Annotated in this window: 22 protein-coding genes; 2 read left to right on the forward strand and 20 right to left on the reverse strand. The window is 37.7% G+C overall.

Annotation, left to right across the window (positions count from 1 at the left end; all coding sequences use genetic code 11):
* Positions 1 to 10: 10 nt before the first annotated feature.
* The 9 genes from N1I86_RS08335 to N1I86_RS08375 all read right to left on the reverse strand — a co-directional run bounded on the left by N1I86_RS08335 (position 11) and on the right by N1I86_RS08375 (position 9,210).
* Complete coding sequence (locus N1I86_RS08335; protein ID WP_341095887.1) at positions 11 to 694, reverse strand: urease accessory protein UreF; 684 nt, start codon at positions 692 to 694, stop codon at positions 11 to 13.
* Positions 687 to 1,133, reverse strand: coding sequence for an urease accessory protein UreE (gene ureE, locus N1I86_RS08340; protein ID WP_003354882.1), 447 nt, complete (start codon positions 1,131 to 1,133; stop codon positions 687 to 689). Before ureE ends, N1I86_RS08335 begins: the two co-directional genes overlap by 8 nt.
* Before the next feature lie 12 nt (positions 1,134 to 1,145).
* Positions 1,146 to 2,855, reverse strand: coding sequence for an urease subunit alpha (ureC, locus tag N1I86_RS08345; protein ID WP_341095889.1), 1,710 nt, complete (start codon positions 2,853 to 2,855; stop codon positions 1,146 to 1,148).
* Positions 2,852 to 3,175, reverse strand: coding sequence for an urease subunit beta (locus tag N1I86_RS08350; RefSeq protein ID WP_003354879.1), 324 nt, complete (start codon positions 3,173 to 3,175; stop codon positions 2,852 to 2,854). Before N1I86_RS08350 ends, ureC begins: the two co-directional genes overlap by 4 nt.
* Positions 3,176 to 3,191: 16 nt before the next feature.
* The gene (locus tag N1I86_RS08355; RefSeq protein WP_341095891.1) at positions 3,192 to 3,494 is read right to left on the reverse strand and encodes an urease subunit gamma; all 303 of its coding nucleotides are present in this window, start codon (positions 3,492 to 3,494) and stop codon (positions 3,192 to 3,194) included.
* 192 nt (positions 3,495 to 3,686) lie between these two features.
* Positions 3,687 to 3,914, reverse strand: a complete 228-nt coding sequence (locus tag N1I86_RS08360; RefSeq protein WP_003354876.1) for a hypothetical protein — start codon at positions 3,912 to 3,914, stop codon at positions 3,687 to 3,689.
* A complete protein-coding gene (locus N1I86_RS08365; RefSeq protein ID WP_003354875.1) occupies positions 3,892 to 5,445 on the reverse strand; it encodes a sodium:solute symporter family protein in 1,554 nt (517 codons plus the stop codon). Before N1I86_RS08365 ends, N1I86_RS08360 begins: the two co-directional genes overlap by 23 nt.
* Before the next feature lie 415 nt (positions 5,446 to 5,860).
* On the reverse strand, positions 5,861 to 7,144 hold the full coding sequence (locus N1I86_RS08370) for an IS110 family transposase (RefSeq protein WP_270584767.1): 1,284 nt from the start codon (positions 7,142 to 7,144) through the stop codon (positions 5,861 to 5,863).
* A gap of 584 nt (positions 7,145 to 7,728) precedes the next feature.
* Positions 7,729 to 9,210 carry an ArnT family glycosyltransferase gene (locus tag N1I86_RS08375; protein ID WP_341095897.1) on the reverse strand — a complete coding sequence of 494 codons (1,482 nt, stop codon included), beginning with the start codon at positions 9,208 to 9,210 and terminating at the stop codon, positions 7,729 to 7,731.
* A gap of 386 nt (positions 9,211 to 9,596) precedes the next feature.
* Between N1I86_RS08375 and N1I86_RS08380 the strand changes: the two genes are divergently transcribed.
* A complete protein-coding gene (locus N1I86_RS08380) occupies positions 9,597 to 10,766 on the forward strand; it encodes an IS256 family transposase (protein ID WP_341095899.1) in 1,170 nt (389 codons plus the stop codon).
* 196 nt (positions 10,767 to 10,962) lie between these two features.
* Here the strand turns inward: N1I86_RS08380 and N1I86_RS08385 are convergent.
* Positions 10,963 to 12,008 (reverse strand): IS630-like element ISBs2 family transposase gene (locus N1I86_RS08385; protein WP_076611651.1). Its coding sequence is split into 2 segments (ribosomal slippage): positions 10,963 to 11,502 and positions 11,505 to 12,008, totalling 1,044 coding nucleotides; the frame shifts between segments, so codons are not numbered across the junction.
* A 241-nt stretch (positions 12,009 to 12,249) separates the two neighbouring features.
* On the opposite strand from N1I86_RS08385, the gene N1I86_RS08390 reads away from it, so the two are divergent.
* Positions 12,250 to 12,522: a hypothetical protein gene (locus N1I86_RS08390; RefSeq protein ID WP_341095900.1), complete on the forward strand. Its 273-nt coding sequence runs from the start codon at positions 12,250 to 12,252 to the stop codon at positions 12,520 to 12,522.
* 162 nt (positions 12,523 to 12,684) lie between these two features.
* On the opposite strand, the gene N1I86_RS08395 is transcribed toward N1I86_RS08390, so the two are convergent.
* The 10 genes from N1I86_RS08395 to N1I86_RS08440 all read right to left on the reverse strand — a co-directional run bounded on the left by N1I86_RS08395 (position 12,685) and on the right by N1I86_RS08440 (position 24,475).
* On the reverse strand, positions 12,685 to 13,791 hold the full coding sequence (locus N1I86_RS08395) for a hypothetical protein (protein ID WP_341095902.1): 1,107 nt from the start codon (positions 13,789 to 13,791) through the stop codon (positions 12,685 to 12,687).
* Between the two features lie 452 nt (positions 13,792 to 14,243).
* The gene (locus tag N1I86_RS08400; RefSeq protein ID WP_328219983.1) at positions 14,244 to 14,378 is read right to left on the reverse strand and encodes a hypothetical protein; all 135 of its coding nucleotides are present in this window, start codon (positions 14,376 to 14,378) and stop codon (positions 14,244 to 14,246) included.
* Positions 14,379 to 14,394: 16 nt separating this feature from the next.
* Positions 14,395 to 14,994, reverse strand: a complete 600-nt coding sequence (locus N1I86_RS08405; RefSeq protein WP_341095906.1) for a DUF6338 family protein — start codon at positions 14,992 to 14,994, stop codon at positions 14,395 to 14,397.
* 46 nt (positions 14,995 to 15,040) lie between these two features.
* Entirely contained in the window at positions 15,041 to 16,009 is a 969-nt protein-coding gene (locus tag N1I86_RS08410; RefSeq protein WP_340404657.1) for a caspase family protein, read from the reverse strand.
* A 20-nt stretch (positions 16,010 to 16,029) separates the two neighbouring features.
* Positions 16,030 to 16,413 carry a TIR domain-containing protein gene (locus tag N1I86_RS08415; protein ID WP_328219980.1) on the reverse strand — a complete coding sequence of 128 codons (384 nt, stop codon included), beginning with the start codon at positions 16,411 to 16,413 and terminating at the stop codon, positions 16,030 to 16,032.
* 227 nt (positions 16,414 to 16,640) lie between these two features.
* Positions 16,641 to 19,889: a type I restriction endonuclease subunit R gene (locus tag N1I86_RS08420; RefSeq protein WP_341095908.1), complete on the reverse strand. Its 3,249-nt coding sequence runs from the start codon at positions 19,887 to 19,889 to the stop codon at positions 16,641 to 16,643.
* 36 nt (positions 19,890 to 19,925) lie between these two features.
* The gene (locus N1I86_RS08425) at positions 19,926 to 21,203 is read right to left on the reverse strand and encodes a restriction endonuclease subunit S (protein ID WP_341097295.1); all 1,278 of its coding nucleotides are present in this window, start codon (positions 21,201 to 21,203) and stop codon (positions 19,926 to 19,928) included.
* Positions 21,204 to 22,249 (reverse strand): IS630-like element ISBs2 family transposase gene (locus tag N1I86_RS08430; RefSeq protein WP_076611651.1). Its coding sequence is split into 2 segments (ribosomal slippage): positions 21,204 to 21,743 and positions 21,746 to 22,249, totalling 1,044 coding nucleotides; the frame shifts between segments, so codons are not numbered across the junction.
* A gap of 96 nt (positions 22,250 to 22,345) precedes the next feature.
* Positions 22,346 to 23,863 carry a class I SAM-dependent DNA methyltransferase gene (locus N1I86_RS08435; RefSeq protein WP_445662277.1) on the reverse strand — a complete coding sequence of 506 codons (1,518 nt, stop codon included), beginning with the start codon at positions 23,861 to 23,863 and terminating at the stop codon, positions 22,346 to 22,348.
* An 18-nt stretch (positions 23,864 to 23,881) separates the two neighbouring features.
* A complete protein-coding gene (locus tag N1I86_RS08440; protein WP_017550648.1) occupies positions 23,882 to 24,475 on the reverse strand; it encodes a helix-turn-helix domain-containing protein in 594 nt (197 codons plus the stop codon).
* Positions 24,476 to 24,564 lie beyond the last annotated feature (89 nt).

Below are 24,564 nucleotides of genomic sequence, written 5' to 3' on the forward strand. Positions count from 1 at the left end.
ATTCCGAATTTTAAGACATAAATAAGCGCACATTTAAACGTTCATGGCGCATTTGAGCAATTTCCATCCCGGGACTTACCGCTCCTAAATCCTCTTTAGGCAATTGTGAAATCGTTCTTACCCCTTCCTCTAAAAGAGGTTGAATTTCAACTAAGATCCTTTGACCGTCTGTTTGACCAATCGGAATTCCACGCACCGCATTTTGCACAAGAGCAGATACATTGGCAAATAAATAGGCTCCAACTGCCGTTTCCTTTGTCACCTTTAAGTGGTAAGCGACAATCGCAAACACTATGGCAGAATGACCATACGCTTTCTTTTCTTTTATCCGGTTTGTATATTCTATTAAAATAGGAGATGGATACAGATCCACACATAGCTTGGCCATCCGTTCCCCCATCCTTTGATTCCCGCTTCTTGTTTCTTGCGCAATGTTCGATGCAAATAAAATATGATCAAGCTCTACCAACGCGGATGGTTCATTTTGTTCCATTGCTTCATAAGCCAGTCTGCAAGCAAGTCCTTCTGTGAAAAACAGCTGTTTCCGAATATAAACGGAAATAGCTTTCTTAAAGCTTTCTTTATCCGTAATCACTTTTTCTTGAATGTATGTTTCCAATCCAAAAGAGTGAGAAAACGATCCCGATGGAAAATTGGAATCACACAACTGAAAAAGCGAAAATAATCTATTCATGTCGGTGTCCTATAGGGCGAAATGCTTGTTTCATCTTTCTGTTTTCACGTGTAAATGGAATCGATAGCTTCTGAAGCAGTTCTTCTACTAAATAGTCATATTGCACAATCATTTCATTTCCTTCAAACTGCGCCGGCAGATGTCGATTGCCAAGTTGATGCGCAATTTCCCCCATTTGCTGCATGGATGTTGGTTTGATCGTTAATACATCATCTTCTAAGACCGATATCACAATCATATTGTGATCGTCCATGTATAAAATATCTCCATCTCGTAATTCCTGATGTTCTTTTAAGCGAATGCCAATCTCTTTGCCATGATCTGTCACAACTCGTTTTACCCGTTTGACTAAATCATCGCTTCGCATATAAACCCGTTCTATATGTGGAACTCTTTTCTCTAGCGTCGTGATGTTTCCGACTACTTTTTCAATCACCATGTTTTTCTCACCTCAAAATAAGAAATACCGTTGTGCCATCGGGACGATTTCTGCCGGTTCACATGTCACTAATTGACCGTCTACCCTCACTTCATATGTTTGAGGATCGACGTCAATGTTTGGGGTTTTATCATTCAAAATTAAATCTTTTTTCGTCAATTTTCGAATTCCATAGACCGGTTTCACCTTTTTCTTCAAACCCAACTGTTCATGAATGCCTTTTTCATACGCTACCTTTGAAACAAAGGTGATAGACGTTTGATATTTGGCATCTCCTTTCGCTGCAAACATCGGACGATATAAAATCGGCTGCGGTGTCGGAATGCTGGCATTGGGATCTCCCATAGTGCTGTAAGCAATCATTCCTCCTTTTAAGACCAGTTCAGGTTTCACACCAAAAAAAGCAGGATTCCACACCACTAAATCAGCTAATTTTCCCACTTCAACAGAACCCACATAATCTGCAATACCATGAGCGATTGCTGGATTGATCGTATATTTGGCAATATAACGTTTCACGCGAAAGTTGTCTCCCACACCTTTGTCTTCTTCTAATTTCCCTCTTTGCTTTTTCATCTTGTCAGCCGTTTGCCACGTACGAATGATCACTTCTCCTACGCGCCCCATCGCTTGTGAATCGGACGAAATCATGCTGAATACGCCTAAATCATGTAAAATATCTTCCGCCGCGATGGTTTCTTTCCGAATGCGTGAATCGGCAAAGGCAATATCCTCCGGAATATTTGCGTCTAGGTGGTGGCAAACCATTAACATATCTAAATGCTCTTCCAAAGTATTGATAGTATAAGGTCGAGTTGGATTCGTGGAAGAAGGCAAAATATTCGGGAAGCCGGCCGCTTTTATAATATCCGGAGCATGCCCGCCTCCAGCTCCTTCTGTATGATAGGTATGAATCACTCGACCGTCTATAGCTTTCAATGTATCCTCGACAAATCCACCTTCATTTAAAGTGTCGGTATGAATCGCTACTTGCACGTCATATAGATCCGCCACTTTCAAACATGTATCAATAGCCGCCGCTGTCGATCCCCAATCTTCGTGAAGCTTTAATCCAACTGCTCCCGCTTCTATTTGTTCCTTTAAAGGAGCCTCATCTGAACAGTTTCCCTTTCCTAAAAAACCCAAGTTCATCGGGAACTCTTCGGCTGCTTGAAGCATACGATGGATATTCCAAGGCCCTGGTGTACAAGTAGTGGCATTTGTGCCTGTAGCGGGTCCTGTTCCTCCGCCAATCATGGTGGTCACACCCGATGCAAGAGCGGTTTCGATTTGCTGAGGGCAAATAAAGTGAATATGAGCATCTATTCCTCCGGCTGTCACAATCATCCCTTCTGCAGCTATGACTTCCGTTGCCGCTCCAATCACCATATCGACCCCATCCATTAACAGCGGGTTCCCCGCCTTGCCTATGGAGGCAATCATTCCATCTTTTATGCCGATATCCGCTTTGTAAATACCTGTATAGTCAACAATAATCGCGTTTGTTAATACGAGATCGACGCATTCATCGCTTGTCGCCAAAGGATGCTGCCCCATTCCGTCTCGAATCACCTTTCCGCCGCCAAACTTTACTTCATCTCCATAGGTTGTATAGTCTTTTTCAATTTCGATAAACAATTCTGAATCCGCCAAACGAATAGCATCGCCGACAGTCGGTCCAAACATATCTGTATATTGCTTTCGAGACATCGAAAAACTCATTTTCTTTTCCCCATTTCAACTGATCCATTCGTTAAATTATTTAAACCATACACTTTTCGTTCACCTGAAAACGGAATTATTTCTACTTCTTTCACATCACCGGGCTCGAAGCGAACCGCCGTTCCAGCCGGAATATTCAAATGCATGCCAAATGCTTTTTCACGATGAAATTGAAGTGATTGATTCACTTCAAAAAAGTGAAAATGGGAACCAACCTGAACAGGTCGATCACCCCGGTTTAACACGCGAATCTTGATGCTCTGCTTATTTTGATTGCATAAAATAGGTTCTTTTTTCAATACATACTCCCCTGGTATCAACGTATGTCCTCCTCATTTAACGAATCGGGTCATGAACCGTGACAAGCTTTGTTCCATCAGGAAAGGTTGCCTCAATTTGAATATCCGGGATTATTTCGGCAACCCCTTCCATTACATCTTCTTTTGTAAGAATCGTTGCACCGTATTGCATTAACTGAGCTACCGTTTTTCCATCCCGCGCCCCCTCCAGCACTTCATATGTAATCATCGCGACAGCTTCAGGATAATTTAATTTTAAGCCCCGCTCTTTACGACGACGGGCCAAGTCAGCCGCCATAACAATCATGAGTTTTTCCATTTCACGTGAAGTCAGTTTCATGGATAACCTCCTATTTTAAGTGGTTGTTCCAAACTATGAAATTGATCTTATAAATCCCCATTTATAAGATTGAATATTTATAATTTTCTATCTAAAATTATATCAAATTTCCTTCTAATACATCCAATAGATTCTCACTCATTTTACAAACCCGCCAGCAACTGCGATTTTTAAAAAATTTTTTGTGATATATTATTGATCTTTCTTAAAAAGCTCCATCAACGGTCTGATCGTGATGAAAATACCGGCTACCATTAACCAGACGAAAGCAAGAACCGTCCAACCTTTGAAAAACGATAAACTATACTGATAATCTGTGATAAACATAATCCCGGGCCACACAAATATCAAAATAACGGTTAATCCAATAGCCCACTGTATACACAACTTTGCGTCTTTATTTATTGGCTGTTTCTCCATAGCTAACTTCCTTTCCATATTCAGATAAGTCATCATCATAGCTTTTAAACTTATCTTTTAAAGAATCAAAATCAAATTCCTGGCTGGACAGCAATCCATGACCAATGGAAATAGCACCACTAACAACAAAAACCGTTAAATTTCCAATCAACATAGGATAAAGCCCGCCTAACGATTCGATCGTAATTTCTCCTGATGTGGCATAGGCAGATGAAACCCATGCGATGAGTCCGCTGATCATTCCCAATAAAGCACCATAAAAAGATCCTTCATTCGTTGCCCGTTTCCATAACAACCCAAGGGTAACAGGAATCACAGCACTGCTTATAAAAATTCCCATCGCCATATAAACGAAACTAAGGCTTATCCCTACTTTAAAAAGCAAAATGGACAATAGCCCCATTGCCAATCCGGCGCATAGGGTTACTTGGCGGGAAACACTTAATATTTTTTGACTATTTGCTTGTGGATGAATGGAGTGAAGATAGATGTCCGTAACGATGATGTTTGTAATAGCCGTCAGTTCCGCAACACCCGTAGACATCACAGCCATAAAAAGCATAATTAAAAATAAGATAGATCCAACAGTCCCCATGACGTGGGCCGCCATAATAGGGGCAACAGAATCCGGTGAATCAACAGAAATTCCTAACCCGGCTGCACCCACACCTAGAAAAGTGGCTATGGTAAACGGAATTGAAAACCAAGCAATCCCTCCATAAATATAGGCTTTCGCTGCCGCTCTTTCTGTACTTGCAATAGCGCGCTGCCAATAAGATTGATCCACAAATACGGTTCCAAAATTACCAATAATATTGATCATTCCAAAAAACAGTCCCGGTATCGAAGCCATTGTGATCATTTGTTTGGATTCAGGGATTTTACGTAATCCTTCATAAATATCCGTAACACCGAATTTGTAATAAACAGCCGCTGCAAAAATCGCAAGAATGGCAAAGATAATAACTGTATTTAAGTAGTCTGCAATAAAGGAAGCTTTTAATCCACCGATCACCGTGAAAATCGTGAAAGTGATAGGAATTAAAAGCGCTGCAATATATACATTCATTCCCGTTAAAGAGTGTAAAGAAACCGCTCCACCCAAAATGACCATTGCCGTTACGATGATATTGGTCATTAAAGCGAATACGAGCATCAATCGGTGATTTTTCTTATCAAATCGCTGAGCGATAAATTCTAAAAATGTATGAGCATTCGGTGCTTTCCGTTTCAAATGAATGGCCACTATCGCAAATAGTAAAATTTGAATAGTAGCGCCAGCAGCATACCAATAAGGTCCACTAATTCCATATTGGTATCCGGTAGAAGAAGACATCATTAATGTCGCTGCCCATGTCCAAGCGGCAATAATGGAAGCACTCGCTAAACCCACCCCGACACTCCTGCCTGCGGTGCTAAATTGTTCTGCCGTCATGACTTCTCCTTGACGACGTTGGATCAAAACTGTAATCACTGTAAAAACAATTCCAAAGATAAGCAATATAAGATACCCGACACTCGATGATAACATTCTATCCCTCCCTCAATAAAGTTTATTTTTCTCCCGAATACTCGCTTTTTCTCAAAATTTCATAGACACTTAATAGAATACACACCTCATTTAATGGATATATGTTGAATTTTTTTAAATAATTTACATGGTAGGGGGCATCCTATCAACCAAATTGTATTTATTTGGTAAAAATAAGGTATAACCGTGCTTCATCATCTCCACATCACTCACGGTCGCTAACCCTCCCACATCTCTCCGGATTGAATTCCATACATTCCTTCGTCCTGCGTATCCATGAGGTGGAGGTTGGATATGCTCCTTTGCTGGGTCACATGCCCGTATGGAATAAATAAGCTCCAACTCTGCACTATTGGTGTTTGTCATTTGAGATAATTACGGTATTCTGAAATGATTTCATGAACTTAATAAAGCCTTAAGCTGCCTGTAATGAATCGATTTGAGGCAAACCTCTCAATAACTTTGAACCATCAAATTCACACTGTTTTTGACCAATGACAAATAAGACACGTAGTAATTTACAACACAAGGCAATCAGTGACTGCTGTTTCTTCAAAGGTCGATCAGGACGCTTTGTGTAGTATTGATGCAGGGCTTTAAACGTTGGATTATGGGCAACGAGTGGACGAATGGCCAAGTATAAAGCTCTTCGCAATCGACTTCGTCCTCGTTTTGTGATCTTGGTTTGCCCCTTAAACTTCCCGGAACTATGTTCACGTAATGACAGCCCTGCCAGATTTACTAATTGCTGGGGATGACTATACTTTGTTATATCCCCGACCTCAGCGAAGAATAGCGCGACTGTTGTAGGACCTAAGCCTTGAATATTGATCATTTCCTTCGCTCCAGGTATCGTTACTACAAGTGCTTCCAGATCCTTATCTAACTGTCCTAATTGCTCTTTGTATAGCTCATATTGATCGAGTAAATAATCCAATTCACGTTTAGCAAACTTGATACCAATTTGGATACCAATGCTCTTTTTCGCTGCTTCTATTAACTTTGTAGCTCGTTTGATTCCTACACCACGGTTTACTTCTTGTTTCCATTTCGCAAGAACTTCTTCTGATGTCATTTCTTTAATCTGAGAGGGGAATGGAAAGTTTCTTAATGTACAAAGAGCTGCCTTTCCTTCCCAGTCTTTAAATACATCGAAAAACTCCGGAAAGTAACGCTGGATGTGATTTTGAATACGACCTTCTGTGATCATAAGCTGCTGGATGAGCTGATCTCTTAATTTGACGCCTTCTCTTAGCTCTGCATAGATGCCATCTAAGAGATTTGGTACGGAGTATCGCCCATCTTTAATCAGCTGTGCAATCACACGTGCATCTTTCGTATCGTTTTTAGTTGGAGAGTTATCATCCAGCTCTTTAGTTTTTTTGACATGCATAGGATTGACCAAGACAAAGTCATAACCTTTAGCAGTCAAGAAATAGGCTAGACTCAGCCAGAAATGACCGGTCGGCTCAACACCAAAAATGACATGTGTTTTTTGGTGTTCCTTTTGATGCCTCGAAACCCAATCAAGCAGTTTTTGATAGCCATGTATGCGATTTTCAAAGATCAGTCTTTTTCCAAATTCGATTCCTCGATCATCCTGAGCTCGAGCGACGTGTTTGTCTTTGGCGATATCAATGCCTACAATTAATGTTGATGGTGTAATTTGCGAGATTTTACGATTTTGCGTATAATTCATCTTGAGTCCTCCTTGGTAATTATTAATTCGGGGTCAATGCATTGACACCCTGTACTATACCAAGAGGGCTCTTTTTGTTTCAAACCTCAAATTTCTTCATTACAGGAATAGCTCCTTTAATATGATGGTAATGTTAGAATCCAAACAAATGTTATATAACTTAACACAAAATAAATATAAAATATAACTTAATTTTTTGTCAATGCTAAATTTTCCGAAATATAAATCTGTAGTTCAGATTATTTCTCCCATTTTCGATGGTTTTGACATTATGTTCTTAACACGATATATTAAATTTTTTAACAATGAATAAAGAATAGGATTATAGAGGAAATAATGGAACTTTGTTTTTTTCACAACGTTTGAAATGGAAGATTTGGGGATTAGAGAGTGCAGATATAAGTATTGAAAAAGGACATGCGAACAATATATGGGGCATTTCGGCATTTTAAAGACCTAAAGAATAGAAAATATTTGTCACCAATCACTTTTGAATTGAACAAGAGCAGGCAAGAATGAATCCATAAATTCTTGCCTGCTCCTTCGATAAATGGTGTCCAATCCCACATGTGTCATTCTCTGATTCAATTCAATTGATGTTTCATCCGAATCTTCTCTTTACTAAGAATGTAGCCCCAGTGATTGGAGGCGACGATGTTTAAATGATGCGAAATGACCAATTGTTTTGTAAAAAATCTTTTCTTCACTAGAAGCAAGGCTTTATCATTTTTTAAAAATGCATGGAAATCTCCGCCTTGCACTTTCAAATCATTCACTAATTCAGCCGTTAGAACCGCACTTTGAGCCCATACCACCTTATGTCTTTTTGGATGGTATTTAAATAAGCTGTATCCCCTTACTCCATCCAATGACTTCGTTTTTTCAATCAAACTTAATTGATCATTCGGTATGGGGTTGTTAACATACATTAGAATTTCCCCTTCATAATAATGAGCAACAAAAAGAATGGTCGATAAAAGAACGATTTTGACCAGCCATTTACCTTTCAACAAAATTCTGCTGGCCAAAATCCCTATCATGATGGCTAGCGGAGGATAAACAGGCAAAATATACCATCTTATCTTCGTTTTAGCGAAAGTATACAGGATGAAAGGAACGACCACCCATAAACAAAGGCCTATTATATAAAATCGCTTATCAGATTCGGACATATCGTTCGATACATTTGGATGAAAAAGATAGACTAAAATCATTCCCAATAAAACAGCGAACCACAAAAAGTAAAAATGGGATAATATGACTCCATAGTAAGATTCATCGCCTACATGACCTTCAATGGGAACCGTTGATCTATGCAGCAAGTCATACGAAATCATATTTTGGAAAAAAGCAAAGCCGTCATATTGATATCGCATAACCGCCCAAATCAAAATGGGCACGATCATGCACAAACATAACATCATCCATTTTTTAAAGGATAATTTTTTGTATTTTCCAGTAATAAAGAGGTACAATCCCATAATGACGGCTATATTCCCTGCATGCCAACTTTTTGTTAAAAAAGCCAAAGCAAAGGCTAGTCCCGATACATACAGCCAATAATCCTTTTTCTCACTAAGCAGCAAAGACAGAATAGCCACTGTAAATAAAAAGACATAAAGAGAATCTGCGTCACCGGTTCGTGCACTATGATTGATTAAAAATTGAGTGCTTGTCGACAATGTTAGCATCGATAATAAGGAAGCTGCATTTCCGAAATTCTTTTTCACAAAAATGCCCACGATGATAATCGTCAACATAGCACAAATGCCTGAGATTAATCTTAATCCTAAAGCATTGAATCCCGCCGTTTTATAGCCAAGCATGATGGCCCAATAACTAAGAGGCGGTTTTAAATTCCAATAATCCATCTTATAACGATAAGTATTGACGATAAAATTTCCTTGTCTTAACATCTCATAAGCATTTACTCCGTGTCTCGCTTCATCCCAACTATAAATAGGAAATTTACCTAAATTGAAAAAGATATTATAGCAAGCAACAGATAACAAAATCAGAGCCAGCAAAAAATAAATGACGTTTCCTTTTCGATCTGACCAGTACATAAGCCAAACTCCTTGTTGTCATAAATTCAAAATCTAAAATTCAAAACCCATTATAAAAATTCCATAAAGAAACTCCATTTCCCAACACATGTTTATTGTGAAGAACAAATTTTCCTCCTACTCATGGAGTTTTATGGAATCCTTTACGCTTTTGACACTGTCGCTTAAAACTTTTTGCAAAGATGCACTCCAAAAACTTCAAAAAAGAAAAAGCCTCGTTACATAGAGATGAAAACAAGGCTAAATCTTCCAATATCATTATATTAAATCATCCTGTACAGGATGATGTATAAAATTTTGTGTAAAGCATTTTGCTAGAACAAAAGAAAAAAGGTAGGGTATTCTCTGATTGGACCAAAAATCTTAGAGAAAGGAGTACCCTACCTATGTCTAAAAGAAGTATACCGAATGTCGACTGGGCAAATCAACTGGAAAGTGTCATTCGTCAGTTTGTAAAGGAAAAATTAGAACTGATCATGCGGGAAGAAATCAAGAATTTCCTCGAAATAGAGCAGGCCGGAACATCGAATATGAGAAACGGCTACTATCAACGAAATCTAGATACGCAATATGGCCGGATTGAAGGTCTTTTGGTCCCTAGAGACCGAAACGGAGAATTTCAAACCCAATTGTTCGCTCCTTACCAACGCCATACGGGCTGGCTCGAGGAAGCCATCATCAAGATGTATCAAAGTGGTATGAGTACGCGTGAAATTGGCAAGTTTATTGAACGAATTTTAGGCAAGGCCTATTCTCCTTCAACGATCAGTCGTATGACCGATATCGTGAAAGAAGACATTGAGAAATGGCACAAACGTCCCCTGCACAAACGTTATTCTGTCTTATATTTAGACGGCTTGTATGTAAAACTTCGTCGCGATACCGTGGAGAAAGAAGTGGTTTATGTGGTGTTAGGGGTGAACGAAGAAGGATATCGCGAAATTCTTGATTTCTTTGTGGGAGGACAAGAAAGCGCCTATGTATGGCAGGAAATTCTTCAACACCTCTACCAAAGAGGCGTCAAGGAAGTGCTTCTTGGTGTCTTCGATGGCCTTCCGGGGCTGGAGGAAGCCTTTAAGGCGGTGTATCCGAAAGCCGATGTGCAGCGCTGTGTCGTGCACAAAGTCCGCAACACCCTAAATCGTGTTCGGAAAAAAGACCAATTCGAAGTGGCCGAGGATCTCAAGCTGATTTATCGTGCGCCGAATAAGGAGATGGCGTTACAAATGTTTCAACAGTTTGAGTCGAAATGGTCCAGCAAATATCCAAGAGAAGTTCAATCTTGGGCCAATGAGTTGGATGTCCTCCTTACATTTATGGATTATCCAAGCAGTATTCGAAGTGTGATTTACACGACCAATGCCATTGAACGAACGATCAAAGAGATTCGTAAACGTCTAAGACCGATGAACAGTTTGAGTAGTTTAGAAGCCGCTGAAAAAATCGTGTATTTGACGATTCAAGATTTTAACGAGAAATGGGCAGGAAGAAAGTTACGAGGATTTGCCGAAGCGCATGAAGCTCTTCAACGAATGTTTGAAGAACGTTATTGTTAACCAAATATTGTAAATAAACAAAATAAGGGGATTCTCCCTTTCCACACAAGAGACTGAATATTCAGTCTCTTGTGTGGAGAAAATCAGTCCCCTATCAATTCAAATCCATTTCAGAGAAACCCTACCCCATTTACATTACACAAAATTCTTGACGGTACCCTGTACAGAGATTGGCTATATAAGTTGAATTAAAGATTTACAACTGAACACACAAACGATCGATCGTTTGTTCTGGTTTCTGGTTGATTCGCTGAATAAAGGCTTGGACATTCTTTCTAATTTCTTGCACACTCGAATAGAACACGTTGTAAATCACGTCTGATTTCAGCCATTTCCATAGCCCTTCAATCAAGTTCAATTGCGGACTGTATGGTGGCAAAAAGACGAGCTCTAACCGATCTTCGTGTTCTTTTAAAAATGGCTGAATGAGTTTGGCATGGTGAATTCGAGCGTTATCTAAAATCATCACTATTTTGCCTGTGGGATAGCGTTCTAACACAAGTTGAAGAAATCGAAGAAATGTTTCCGCGTCATAGCATTCTTCTTCGATGCAAAACACTTCCCCTGTTTCGTAGTTCAACGTGCCAATCAGCTTCAGCCCTTGATGTTTTCCAAACGTCGGAATGATTCGTTGTTTTCCTTTGACAAACCATGTTTTTTGAATCGCTTGGTAATCACGAATCATCGACTCATCTTGAAAGAGGACATGGGCGATGTTCCCATCTACCAGTTTTTTTTTACTTCAGGGAAGGTGATTTCGACGAATTCTTTTTGTTTCTCTTCATCGGCATTGGCTAGTGTATAGGTCGGTTTCGTATAGCTTAGCCCTAACCGATGCAGAATGTCACTTGTTCCGCGAAGCGTGTATGTTGGCCCCCACTTTTGTTGAATGAGTTCAGCGATTATCGCAAGCGTCCAATTATATTTTGCTTCGAATCCCACATCTACGGGGAGCTGATGTTCAATGATCAAAGCCAGCTCTTTTTCCTGCTCAGGGGTCAATCGACGTGGGGCGCCAGGTGAGTATTTCATCTCCAGTCCATCAAGACCGCGCTGGGCGTAGGCATGAATATAGTTATAAATAGTTTTCTTGGATCGACCAATAATCGTTGCGATTTCTCCTTTGGTATATCCCTGCAAATGAAGATAAATCGCTTGGTAGCGTTCATATGCTCGTTTACTTTTTGCTTCTTTCATGGCAGTGGACAACTTTTCGATCTCGTCTTTGTGATTTGGCATCATATTTTCTCTCCGTTCCCCTATTTTCTCTTTGTATTTATTCGCCGTGGAACGGGAGAAAACCTTTATTTCAATTTATATAGCATCCTTCGTATGAATTTTAGCACTAAGATAAGGCCATGTCACGTACTGAATTTTTACGGATATGTCCAATTTTTTCAATCATAAGAGTGCGGTGCTTTCTTTTTATATGCTTTTTTCCAATTCTTCTTTTGAAGCGAAAAATAAAAAAGGGGGCTTTCTTTTGATTGCTGCATTCTTCGATATCGTCGTTTGGTTATGTATAACTTCAATACCTTCAAAAAAACAAAGAAGAACGAATCAGAATATAAAAATACTGAAACAACAATTATGGTTCCATAACTTGCGAGAACACCATGGGCCTTTATTTTTATTGAATTCCGACGTAAGAAAGATCATCAGCCATTATAATCTGCAAGATGAAATTCACCTGAAGGAAAATATAGATCGTTTAAAACAGGAACTAGAAGAATTCATCCAAACTCGAAATTTGTAAAATGACAAACTAAAAAGGTATTTTAATGAATTATAATGTCTACCAATAAAATCATTTTTTATACCACTATCCACCGCAAATTTAATCAGCAGGTGTATCAAGCCATCTCAACGTGTTCTACTTGCATAAAACAAGCAGAAAAGAAAAGTGTTTCTGCTTGTTTCAGTTTATTTGCAACATACGATCTATATATGGTTCAATATTTTTCATTTTTTGCAGCAATTCTTCGATTAGTCCTTCAAACGTCGTATGGTCCTTTAAAGGAACAAATAAAATCGAATTACTGCCATTTCGCAGTGATACTTCATTTGAAAAATCCGAATTCAACACGGATTGATGAAAAGCTTTTGTACGTTTTGAGCGGAGCATGACGTATTTTTCATAACCGGGAATACCTTCATACGTCTTTTTCGATTTATATGGATTGGGTTCATAATGGACCGAAAAGCTAGATACTTTACCGGGCGAACTTCCTACCAAATTGACCGTAACTTCGAAATGAATATTGATTGAGTTTGCTTGGAGCTCTTTTCCGTTAAATTCATTTTGCTTCCATTCTTCTTTTTGAAATAAAAACACAGCAGAATTCCTTCCATATCCTTCTACTTCTCCGAAATGCATTTTTAACGATTCAGGAAGCTGACTTTGACTTTGTTGAAAAACTTGTATCCATAAAAGTTTTCTTTGCAAAGAATCTAAGCCAGTCGTCGCTTTTTCAATATGATCTTTTAAGTCTACATTTAAAATAGGGGCGTAAAACGATTTTAAGTAAGAAGAAAAATCTTTCATGACTAGAACAGCTGTCGGATCTTGGATCAGTGTATCCCATTTCATGTCAACAAAATGTTGATAATCTCTTTTATGAAATTGCGTATTCTTTGGCAGCGTAAAAGGATCTAAAGTAAGAAAGAAAAACTCAATAGGAACCGGGGAAATCTTAAGAGCTTTAAAAAGCTTTTCCTTTCCCTGGTCGGATGCATACCGATTTGTTTGCTCATAGCCTTCTAAAGCACCTAGTTTATTTTCAATAACCAAAATCTTTTCAGCTGCTGAATCATTTTTCAATTCAATAATTAAATCCGGAGTTCCAATGCCCTTTCCTAATCCCACACGCGTATGTGCGTTCACCATCTTATATGAACCAGAAACCTGACATACATGTTCCACAAACCAGTTCGCAAACTTCTTTTCTGTATTGATTAAATTTGCCATCAGATCCGTAACCACATCTTCTCTATAAAAGCAATTCAACAGTTGAATAATGTTCATGATGGTCACCCTCTTACTAAAGCTCAGTCATAAGATGATGATGTAAATCGAAAACTATAAAAAGTACCTTGATGCTTACTTTTTTCAAAATCATCATTCTATTAAATTGAGCAAAAGCGGACTTACCACAATCAGAAGATCCAACGATAGAAATAAATTCTCCTAATCCTTACTTAATAATACATTAGATTTAAAAAGTAAAGATAGCCGTAGTTGCAAAGCACCGCAACCCCCGTTGCATCTATAAATCAGCATTGAACAAAAACAAGATTGTACGTTTTTCTGACTCAACAAATATTAACTATGAATCGATGTGGATCCGAGACTCTATCAAGAAGCTAATATATTTATGGTACGGTTCACCGTAGTAATTTAAGAGGTAAAAAATATATTTATAAATAATTAGGAGCCATATAAATTAATAAATATCTGCGCTCCTTAAATACGATATATTACTTATCCTTTTGAGGTTTTATATTTGGTCCAGACTTAGGGGGAGGGGGTGTCGCCTGCATTTTATTTGGTTGATATCCGCCATTTATTTTTTTAGGCTGATAACCAAAATGTTGCTTTGATTTTTTGGTCATAAGGTCACTCTTCCTTTCACAAAAATTCTATATACTTTATAGATTTTTCCGGAATCCAAATTCCTTTATTTTGTGGAATTTCAATCCATTCATTGTTATCATCTACATTGAATATTTTCTCTAAGTAGAGGTCTTTATCTTCACGAATTGAGGAGGCAAATGATGCGAAACCCCAATATCCAAACACTATTCCGCCATCTTCTAAATATACAATTAGATACTTATGTTCATCTTTCCTAAACTGATAATCCCAAGCCGTTGGAATAACATGAATAGTGTGAATACCTATTTTTTGTAAAATAGTACGAACCCAACCTTTATTTGATATTACAGAGATAATTAGTGCGATTATCACAGGTATTAGGAATATCGTTACCATACTTATATAAAAACTGACAGTTTCATGGGTTTGAATATAAGGAATTTTGGACAACCAACTTATTATGGGAAATACTATAGAATAATTTATAACACTAAATAATAAAAATCTTAGAAAAACGCTATGAAATGTAATATCTCTTTGTGGAACACACTTTCTATAAATGGAATCTATTATGAATCCCGGAACCACAAAAATTAAGGTGTAAAAAAGAATATCTAAATTGTTTATTGTCAATATACGTCCCCTTTCTATCTATTAAATTTGTCACTTAATCTATAAATTATATCCTTCTATCTTTTACAAGTCTCCAATAATGATAACCTAAGGCAGTTAATTTACAAGATTTTGAATTCATTGCTGCAAAATACATATGTTCTTCCCCAACAGGAATAACTAAACCTACACTTTCGAGTTTCTGTAATTCTTTGAGGATTTTTACATTCTCTGGTTTAGCATAAGGCTCTATTACTTTATGTTCAATATCTGGTGAATTTGTATCTTCGAATGATGGATCTAAATCAAATTCACTTTCCGGGGTTGGGAAATATTTAACTAAGTTTCTGATAATTGTTATTGGTACCTGTGGAGCAATTGTTCTTAAAGATGTAAATCTTGAAATATTTGTTTTAAAAACAGGCCTTTGATCCCATGGGCCTAGTGCTTGATCAATATAAGCATAGACACTTCCTGGAGTAATATGTCCTCTTAAATCTGCCGCACCACCTCTTAAAGCATCTAATAATAGAGAAGTAAAGACACCTTGTCCATTAACCTCAAGTGAACTTTCATAGTCTCTACTAGCAGTTAAAATAGTAACTCCTTCTGCAATTTGTGTTTTATTTCCTCCATCTACTTTAGGAGTTCCTAAAGCCCCAGAATGACAACAATCGAGAATTATTATTTTATCCTTTGCTTTTGAATTATTTGCAATAGTTAGTATTTCATCCATTGAAACCCCGAAATCATAGGTTTTAAAATCGGGAGTTACAATATAACCACCAATATCATCTATATAACCATGTCCAGAAAAATAAAATAAAGCTGTATCACTATCGCCTTCGAATAATTCAATTATTAACTCCTTCAATTCAGCCTTAGTAGCAACGTTAGTGAATAACCTTACATCAAAATTAGGTGAGCCATCCCCATTATTTTCTATTATACTAGCAAATGCCGAAGCATCATTAACGCATCCATAAAGCGGGGATGATGGGTATTCATTTATTCCAACAACTAGTGCTTTCCTCATTTAAAATTGCTCCTTCCCATTTATAATGAATTAATCCAATTTGCAATATTATCCCAAGTCCAATTCACTACTCTTACACCATCTAATTCTTTTGGTAGACTTGTAGGACGGTCATCTTTATATCCCCAAACCCCTCTAAGAGGAATTTCTTCTTCCTTGGCACACTTTATTTCCCATAATTGTCCATCAGCCTTTTTAGTGTTTTTTGTAACTATAACCAAAACACCATCACATCCCTTTATTCTTTTTCTACAATTTGTTTTCCAAGCTGAATCCCATGGTTTTTTGACAGACATATCAACAAATTCAAATGGGGAATTTTCATTCTTAGCTTGTCCTACTAAAAAGTCTCTTAAACTTTTATCCTCAATGGCAAAACTTATAAATACTCTCTTTTTAGACATAAAATACATTCTCCTCTCTTTAAATATTAATTTTTATAATAAGAAGGCAGCCCCCTATATCTACTGGAACTGCCTTCTGTTGGTATATCTAGTTGTTATGATCTGAGTAGCCCAATTCTTTATTTAAATCACTTTTCTTTTTTAAATCAAGGATTGAAGAGTAAAGAATTTGGCAGAAGTAATTATCACTTTAGTTCTTCATTTGAAGTAACTGAGAACAGTTTCTCTTAAACCTCATATTCACCTTTAGACTCCGCAGCCTGCAGCGTATTCCAATCCCTTACTTCCGTATGCTCCGCCATCAACTCTGCTTGTCGCATAACTGTGTCCAATGCTTTTTTCGCTTGTTCTGGTGGGTAATCGTACTTCTTCAATAGTCGCTTAATAATTCTCCTCATTCCTGCACGGGCGCTTTTTCGAACATGCCAGTCAATGGTCATGTTCCGTCTAATTGCTTGAGTCAGTTCATTGGCGATTTTGCGTAAGACTTCATCTTCCATTAACTCTTTAACTATAGACTCAGATGTTAAAGCATCGTAAAAGGCAATTTCATCTTCATTTAAACCGAGATCTTTTTCTTCTTCTCGTTCTTTTTTCATGTCCTTTGCCATTTGAATTAGTTCTTCGATTACTTCGGCGTTTGTAATGGCTTGGTTTTTATATTTGTTCAGCGACTGTTTCAGTTTTTCCGAGTATTTTTGGGATTTGACAAGGTTGCGTCTTTCCATTGTTTTGATGTTGCCTTCCAGCAATTTTTTTAGCATTTCAAGGGCTAAATTTTTATATTCATATGAACGTACTTCTTCGAGAAATTCTTCTGACAATATAGATACATCCGGATGTTTCAATCCCATCACTTCAAAGACATCCACTACTTCTTCTGAAATAATGGAACGTTCGAGTAATTGATTCACGCGTGCTTCGATTTCTTTTTTCGTCTTCCGCTTCGGCTGTTTTTCTTGTAGTTTATTTAGGCTTGCCTTAACCGCTTTAAAATAACTAACTTCAAGAGCTGCTGCTTTTCCTTCATCCGTCGCTGCACAAAGTGAATGCGCCTTCGCTAGCTCGGTTGCCGTCTTTTTGAATTCTTTTTGTTCTTTTTCACTCTTTCCAAAAATGACATTCATTCCGCCCGTGATGGCACGAATACGTCCTGCTTGGGATGAACCCATATAAGCAGAGTAATCAAACCCATGCATCATATCTTGCAAAATTTCAAGTTTCTCTTTCATTACAGCAATTGCAGCCGATGTATCGATACCTGTTGTTTTCTTATCACTTTCGGTATATTGATTTAAAGCTTTCTTTAAGCTTTCTAAAATACCGATATAATCTACAACAACACCACCCGATTTATCCTTAAATACACGGTTTACCCGTGCGATTGCCTGCATGAGGTTATGACCCTTCATCGGTTTATCGATATACATCGTATGCATGGAAGGTACGTCAAATCCAGTCAGCCACATATCACGTACAATGACGATTTTTAGTTCATCATTATTATCTTTCATTCTTTTTGCCAATAAGTCCCGGCGTTTCTTTCCGCCAATATGCGGCTGTAGGAAATCATCATCTCCAGCACTGCCTGTCATAACGACTTTAATTTTTCCTTTGTCATCATCATCAGAATGCCAATCTGGACGTAATTTTACAATTTCGTTATAGAGTGCTACACAAATACGACGGCTCATGCAAACAATCATTGTTTTACCATCAATGGTTTTTGCTTTTTCTTCATAGTGACTGACGATATCATTTGCTAATTGTTTAATACGGTTAGGTGAACCAACGATCGCTTCGAGCCTTGACCATTTTGACTTGTATTTTTCACGTGCCGATTCTTCCTGATCTTCCGTAATTTCTTCAAATTCCTCATCAATTTTCGCTAATTCTTCTTCATTTGCTTCTAAGCGGATAATACGGTTTTCATAATAAATTTTTACCGTTGCTTTGTCTTCAACCGCTCGCGTCATATCATAAATGTCAATATAATTACCGAAAACAGCCGGTGTTGACTTATCTTCCAGCTCAATCGGTGTTCCTGTAAAACCGATAAAGGAAGCATTCGGAAGTGCATCACGAAGATATTTTGCATATCCATATTTCACTTCGCCTGTTTTCGTATCTGTCTTTGCAGAAAAACCATATTGACTGCGATGAGCTTCATCCGCAATAACAATCACATTTTTACGATCGGTTAAAACCGGCATTTCGCCTTCTTCTGGTTTGAATTTTTGAATCGTTGTAAAAATAATACCGCCTGATTCCCGGTCATTTAGAAGATCATATAATCCGTTTATCTCTTTTGATTTTTCGTTGGCTTGTTGTTTTTTCTGTTCTTCATTCAATTTGCGGACATCTGCTTGTTTCGGTGTTTGTCTTAAGATATCCTTTGATTTTAAAAACGTCGAAAATAGCTGGTCATCTAAATCGTTGCGGTCGGTAATCACCACAATGGTTGGATTATTTAGCTGCTTGACAAGCTGTGCTGTATAAAAAACCATCGAAAAACTTTTACCCGAACCTTGTGTATGCCATATAACACCGATTTTACGGTCTCCATTCTCACTGGTCGCTATTTTTGTCTTTTCCACCGCTTTTTTTACCGCAAAATATTGGTGGTAGGCAGCGAGAATTTTGGCAATCGTTTTTCTTTCGCCGATTTTCTTCCCATTTTCATCCCGTTCTTCTTCTTTCGATTCCTGAAAGAGAATAAAGTTTTCAATAATATCAATAAGCCGGTCTTTTGCCAGCATCCCTCTTAACAACACTTCATATTGCGGCACTTCAAGTGGTTCAATGTTTTCCCCATCCACCGTCCGCCAATTCATAAAACGTTCTTGACTTGCAGTAATCGTTCCCGCTTTCGCATTAATTCCATCAGATAAAATACAAAACGCATTATAATAAAATAAAGATGGAATATCACGTTTATACGTTTGAATCTGTGCATAGGCATTATCGATACTCACATTTTCATCAGATGCTGATTTTAATTCGATAACGACGAATGGGATGCCATTTATAAAAATAATTAAATCCGGGCGGCGTTCTTCTTTTTCAACGACCGTAAACTGATTTACTACCAAAAAATCATTATTAGCTGGTTCTTCAAAATCAATTAAGAATGCCTTCACCGAACGGCTAAGACCATCTTGATGAAACGACACATCAATGCCTTCAGTGATTAATTTGTGAAAATGACGGTTGTTTTCTTCTAAGCTTGGACTATTAAAAGCTATAATTTGCCGAAATGCTTCTTCTATTGCTTCCTGTGGCAAATGGAGATTATGTTTAAACAAAGCATCTTTTACACGATCTTCTAAAATAACTGTACGATAATCTTTGCGTTCCGGTCTTTCCCCATCACAACTAATGTCCGGACCAAAGACATAGTCATAGCCAAGTTCCTGAAGAATCTCAATCGCAGCTTCTTCCAGCTTATCTTCCGTAAAATTTTCTAACAAATTCATCTCTCTCCCCTTTCAATCGGGATTTTATTCTATTCTTTAACTTTGTCCTGACAAAACTTCATCATCCAACGGTACACGAATTTCTCCGGACATTAGTTTAGGAAGGAGAGTATCGCGAAGTTTTTCTAAGCGCTCATTCTGTTCTTCATAAGTGGCAATTAACTCCCCAATTTTTTTTGTTCTTTGATTAAACTTATCTACTACATTCTGAGGAGGTAAAATTACTTCTATTTTTTTTAACTCTCCTCCTGAAATTTCTTTAAATGTAGAACCAGAAGCTCTATTTTTTATTGTTTCTATATTATTTTTTAAAGTTTGAAAGACGAATTCGGTTCCAAAATTTTCAAACGGAACAACAGATTTAAAACCTTGATTAGTAGTTACTTCATTACTAGCTATCGCAATGTAACCAATAGGCGCTCTTGAACTAAAAAGAACTGAACCTTTTGGTAACATTTTGGCGCTACTATTTTTATAACCTTTATGAGTTATATCAATAGATCCTTTTTTTATGTACCTCTTATTAAAACCTGATAAATCTTTCGGAGTAATCCAAGGAATACCATTAGATGTATAGTAATCATTTTTTTTCTTAGACGGTGTTCCACCACCAACTACTTCACCAATATCTTTTATTGTTCCAACTTCCCATCCTTTAGGTATCATCCCCAACTCACTTTCGACCATTTCGCCGCCACTTGATTTATAGGGCTCTCCATTTTCATTTGGAAATTCAAAGTCAACAAACCAATGTTTAAACAATGCTTGTGCCATTTCTTCAAGCTTTTCATTGATTCGGTTGTTTGTTTCGATTCTTTGGTCTAATGAATATAAAAGTGAGGAAATTTTCTTTTGCTCTTTAATAGCTGGTACTTTTATTTTTAATCTTTTCAGTATCTTTGTTGTTAAACTACCACGAATACTGTGGCCGTCAGATATTTTCCTTAACTCCCTATATCTACCTTTAAAGTTATAAAACAGAAATAAAGGATCCAAGTATGTTTCATTAGTTCTTACGGCTATTACAGATTGGTTTATATAAGTATTAATTTTACAGAAGGCAACTTGACCTCTTGTATTCCCCTGACCTGCAGAAGCAATTACTATATCATTTTTTTTTGCAAGTTTTGTAGAGGAGTTTTTTATCCCTTCTTCGGTTATAGACTTTTCAGTACTATATATAAAGTCATTTCTTGTTTCACCTGATGATAGCCAAGGAAATTCACCATTCCAATATTCATTTTTTTTCGTTGACGGTGTTCCACCACTAAATATTTTTTCAGTTATATCTTCTATATAAGTTGAATTAAAGATTTACAACTGAACACACAAACGATCGATCGTTTGTTCTGGTTTCTGGTTGATTCGCTGAATAAAGGCTTGGACATTCTTTCTAATTTCTTGCACACTCGAATAGAACACGTTGTAAATCACGTCTGATTTCAGCCATTTCCATAGCCCTTCAATCAAGTTCAATTGCGGACTGTATGGTGGCAAAAAGACGAGCTCTAACCGATCTTCGTGTTCTTTTAAAAATGGCTGAATGAGTTTGGCATGGTGAATTCGAGCGTTATCTAAAATCATCACTATTTTGCCTGTGGGATAGCGTTCTAACACAAGTTGAAGAAATCGAAGAAATGTTTCCGCGTCATAGCATTCTTCTTCGATGCAAAACACTTCCCCTGTTTCGTAGTTCAACGTGCCAATCAGCTTCAGCCCTTGATGTTTTCCAAACGTCGGAATGATTCGTTGTTTTCCTTTGACAAACCATGTTTTTTGAATCGCTTGGTAATCACGAATCATCGACTCATCTTGAAAGAGGACATGGGCGATGTTCCCATCTACCAGTTTTTTTTTACTTCAGGGAAGGTGATTTCGACGAATTCTTTTTGTTTCTCTTCATCGGCATTGGCTAGTGTATAGGTCGGTTTCGTATAGCTTAGCCCTAACCGATGCAGAATGTCACTTGTTCCGCGAAGCGTGTATGTTGGCCCCCACTTTTGTTGAATGAGTTCAGCGATTATCGCAAGCGTCCAATTATATTTTGCTTCGAATCCCACATCTACGGGGAGCTGATGTTCAATGATCAAAGCCAGCTCTTTTTCCTGCTCAGGGGTCAATCGACGTGGGGCGCCAGGTGAGTATTTCATCTCCAGTCCATCAAGACCGCGCTGGGCGTAGGCATGAATATAGTTATAAATAGTTTTCTTGGATCGACCAATAATCGTTGCGATTTCTCCTTTGGTATATCCCTGCAAATGAAGATAAATCGCTTGGTAGCGTTCATATGCTCGTTTACTTTTTGCTTCTTTCATGGCAGTGGACAACTTTTCGATCTCGTCTTTGTGATTTGGCATCATATTTTCTCTCCGTTCCCCTATTTTCTCTTTGTATTTATTCGCCGTGGAACGGGAGAAAACCTTTATTTTAATTTATATAATAAATATTCCTTCCAATTAGATGTCATACCCAATCCCCCCTAGATTCTTTCTAATCTCTTCTTCCAATCGGTGGGATTTTTCAAATAGTTCTCTTAATTCACTGGTGAGGGTTTCCATTTTTTCTTCAAATGGTATACCATCATCCTCGACATCACTTATTCCAACATAGCGTCCGGGAGTTAATACATAGTCATTTTGACGGACATCTTCTAAAGTCGCTGATTTACAGAATCCCTTGATGTCTTCATATTTCCCATCTGGTTTACGCCAGTTTCGGTATGTTCCAGCAATTTTTTGAATATCTTCCTCAGTTAATTCACGCAGGCGGCGGTCAACCATTTGACCCATGTTTCGGGCATCGATAAATAGAATTTCATGTTCACGGCTTCGGTATTTTGGATGATTTTTTTTATTACGGTTTAAAATCCATAAGCTCACTGGTATTCCTGTTGAATAGAATAATTTGTCAGGCAAAGCAACAATGGCATCGACTAAATCCGCTTCAAGTATGTTTTTACGGATTTCCCCTTCATTCGATGTATTGGAACTTAACGAACCATTTGCTAATACAATACCAGCTGCGCCATTTGGTGCAAGGTGATAAATCATATGCTGTAACCATGCATAGTTGGCATTGCTCGCTGGAGGTGTACCGAATTTCCAACGAACATCATCAACTAATTCATTTCCGCCCCAGTCACTCACGTTAAATGGAGGATTGGCAAGGATGAAATCTGCTTTCAGCGTTTTATGTAAATCATTATGGAACGTATCCGCATGATGATCGCCGATATTCCCCTCAATTCCACGGATAGCAAGATTCATTTTACAAAGCTTCCAAGTCGTGGAATTCAATTCTTGACCGTAAATCGAGAGGTTATCGATTTTTCCTTGATGGCGTTCAACAAACTTTTCACTTTGAACAAACATGCCGCCGCTGCCACAACAAGGGTCATAAATTCGCCCTTCGTACGGTTCAATCATTTCAACCAATGTTTTAACAACGCTTTGTGGCGTATAGAATTCGCCACCGCCTTTTCCTTCCGCACTGGCAAACTTACCTAAAAAATATTCATAAACACGACCAAGTAAGTCTTTTTCTTGTTTGCTGTGCAATTTAATCGTTGAAATGAGGTCTATCAGTTCTCCTAATCGGCGTTTATCAATTTCAGGACGGGCATAACGTTTATCTAACACGCCTCGCAGTGTCGGGTTTTCTTTTTCAATTTCGATCATCGCTTCGTCAATGTATTGACCGATTTTCGGATCTTTGGCATGGTCTTTAATAAAATCCCATCGTGACTTCTTCGGAACCCAGAAAATATTCTCTGCTGTATATTCATCGCGGTCTTCTTCAAAACCTTCTCCCTCTTCAACTAACTCGTTATACTTCATTTCAAACTTATCAGAAATGTATTTTAAGAAAATCAGTCCTAAGACTACGTGTTTATATTCGGATGCATCCATGCTTCCACGTAATTTGTCAGCCGCTTTCCAAAGTGTTTCTTCAAATCCAATCTTTGCTGTTTCCATCATGAAGTCTCCTTTAATCTAGTAATTAAAATCATCTAATACTTCGAATAATTCGCTTTCAAATTCATCTTGTTCTGGGCCTGTTGACACCCAATCTGGTAACACTTCTAAATAATGTGCTAAAGCTTCTATTGTTTTATGGAAAACCGGTTCATGCTGTGCCTTATCTAAAAGTTCAAGAACCAATTTAAATGTGTCGAGATAAGGTTGATGTTCAGCACGATTAAGCATGTTCCGAAATTTTTCGATTAGTTTGGCTTTTTCAATATCGTGTTCTATTTGATTCAATTCCTCTTTGTCATAAACTGGCACTTCAACAAGATCATTTTCTTCCCCAATGAGGAACTGTTCTTCATATTTCGTGATAATAGGCTGTAAATCCCGTTTTAATTTTTCTTTTTGAATCTCCAGTTTATCCAAATCAGTTAATTCTTTCGAAAAGTATTTAGCGTCTATGCCAAAAATTTGTTCCAACGTAGGTAAATGTTTTTTAGAGATCTTTTGCTTTCTTTTAATCCAAAGATTAATATTTTGCTTTTTAATTCCAAGCTTTTCGGCCAGTTCAATTTGCTGCATTCCATAAAGTTCAAGGATGTATTCTAAACCTATCAATTGATCACCTACCAAAATATTGTCTGGGTCAATATAGTTATATTGTAATAGGTAAATAGCTTCCAGTCAATCAAACATTTACTATTATA

Origin of the sequence: Bacillus sp. FSL W8-0116 (assembly GCF_038003825.1) — a bacterium.
GTDB classification, from domain to species: domain Bacteria; phylum Bacillota; class Bacilli; order Bacillales; family DSM-4216; genus Bacillus_O; species Bacillus_O smithii.

Excerpts from the sequence above, each read along its gene's own strand:
- N1I86_RS08335 (WP_341095887.1), bottom strand. The coding sequence starts at position 694 with ATGAATAGATTATTTTCGCTTTTTCAGTTGTGTGATTCCAATTTTCCA.
- ureE (WP_003354882.1), bottom strand. The coding sequence starts at position 1,133 with ATGGTGATTGAAAAAGTAGTCGGAAACATCACGACGCTAGAGAAAAGA.
- ureC (WP_341095889.1), bottom strand. The coding sequence starts at position 2,855 with ATGAGTTTTTCGATGTCTCGAAAGCAATATACAGATATGTTTGGACCG.
- N1I86_RS08355 (WP_341095891.1), bottom strand. The coding sequence starts at position 3,494 with ATGAAACTGACTTCACGTGAAATGGAAAAACTCATGATTGTTATGGCG.
- N1I86_RS08360 (WP_003354876.1), bottom strand. The coding sequence starts at position 3,914 with ATGGAGAAACAGCCAATAAATAAAGACGCAAAGTTGTGTATACAGTGG.
- N1I86_RS08365 (WP_003354875.1), bottom strand. The coding sequence starts at position 5,445 with ATGTTATCATCGAGTGTCGGGTATCTTATATTGCTTATCTTTGGAATT.
- N1I86_RS08370 (WP_270584767.1), bottom strand. The coding sequence starts at position 7,144 with ATGAATTATACGCAAAATCGTAAAATCTCGCAAATTACACCATCAACA.
- N1I86_RS08375 (WP_341095897.1), bottom strand. The coding sequence starts at position 9,210 with ATGTACTGGTCAGATCGAAAAGGAAACGTCATTTATTTTTTGCTGGCT.
- N1I86_RS08380 (WP_341095899.1), top strand. The coding sequence starts at position 9,597 with ATGTCTAAAAGAAGTATACCGAATGTCGACTGGGCAAATCAACTGGAA.
- N1I86_RS08395 (WP_341095902.1), bottom strand. The coding sequence starts at position 13,791 with ATGAACATTATTCAACTGTTGAATTGCTTTTATAGAGAAGATGTGGTT.
- N1I86_RS08400 (WP_328219983.1), bottom strand. The coding sequence starts at position 14,378 with ATGACCAAAAAATCAAAGCAACATTTTGGTTATCAGCCTAAAAAAATA.
- N1I86_RS08410 (WP_340404657.1), bottom strand. The coding sequence starts at position 16,009 with ATGAGGAAAGCACTAGTTGTTGGAATAAATGAATACCCATCATCCCCG.
- N1I86_RS08415 (WP_328219980.1), bottom strand. The coding sequence starts at position 16,413 with ATGTCTAAAAAGAGAGTATTTATAAGTTTTGCCATTGAGGATAAAAGT.
- N1I86_RS08420 (WP_341095908.1), bottom strand. The coding sequence starts at position 19,889 with ATGAATTTGTTAGAAAATTTTACGGAAGATAAGCTGGAAGAAGCTGCG.
- N1I86_RS08435 (WP_445662277.1), bottom strand. The coding sequence starts at position 23,863 with ATGGAAACAGCAAAGATTGGATTTGAAGAAACACTTTGGAAAGCGGCT.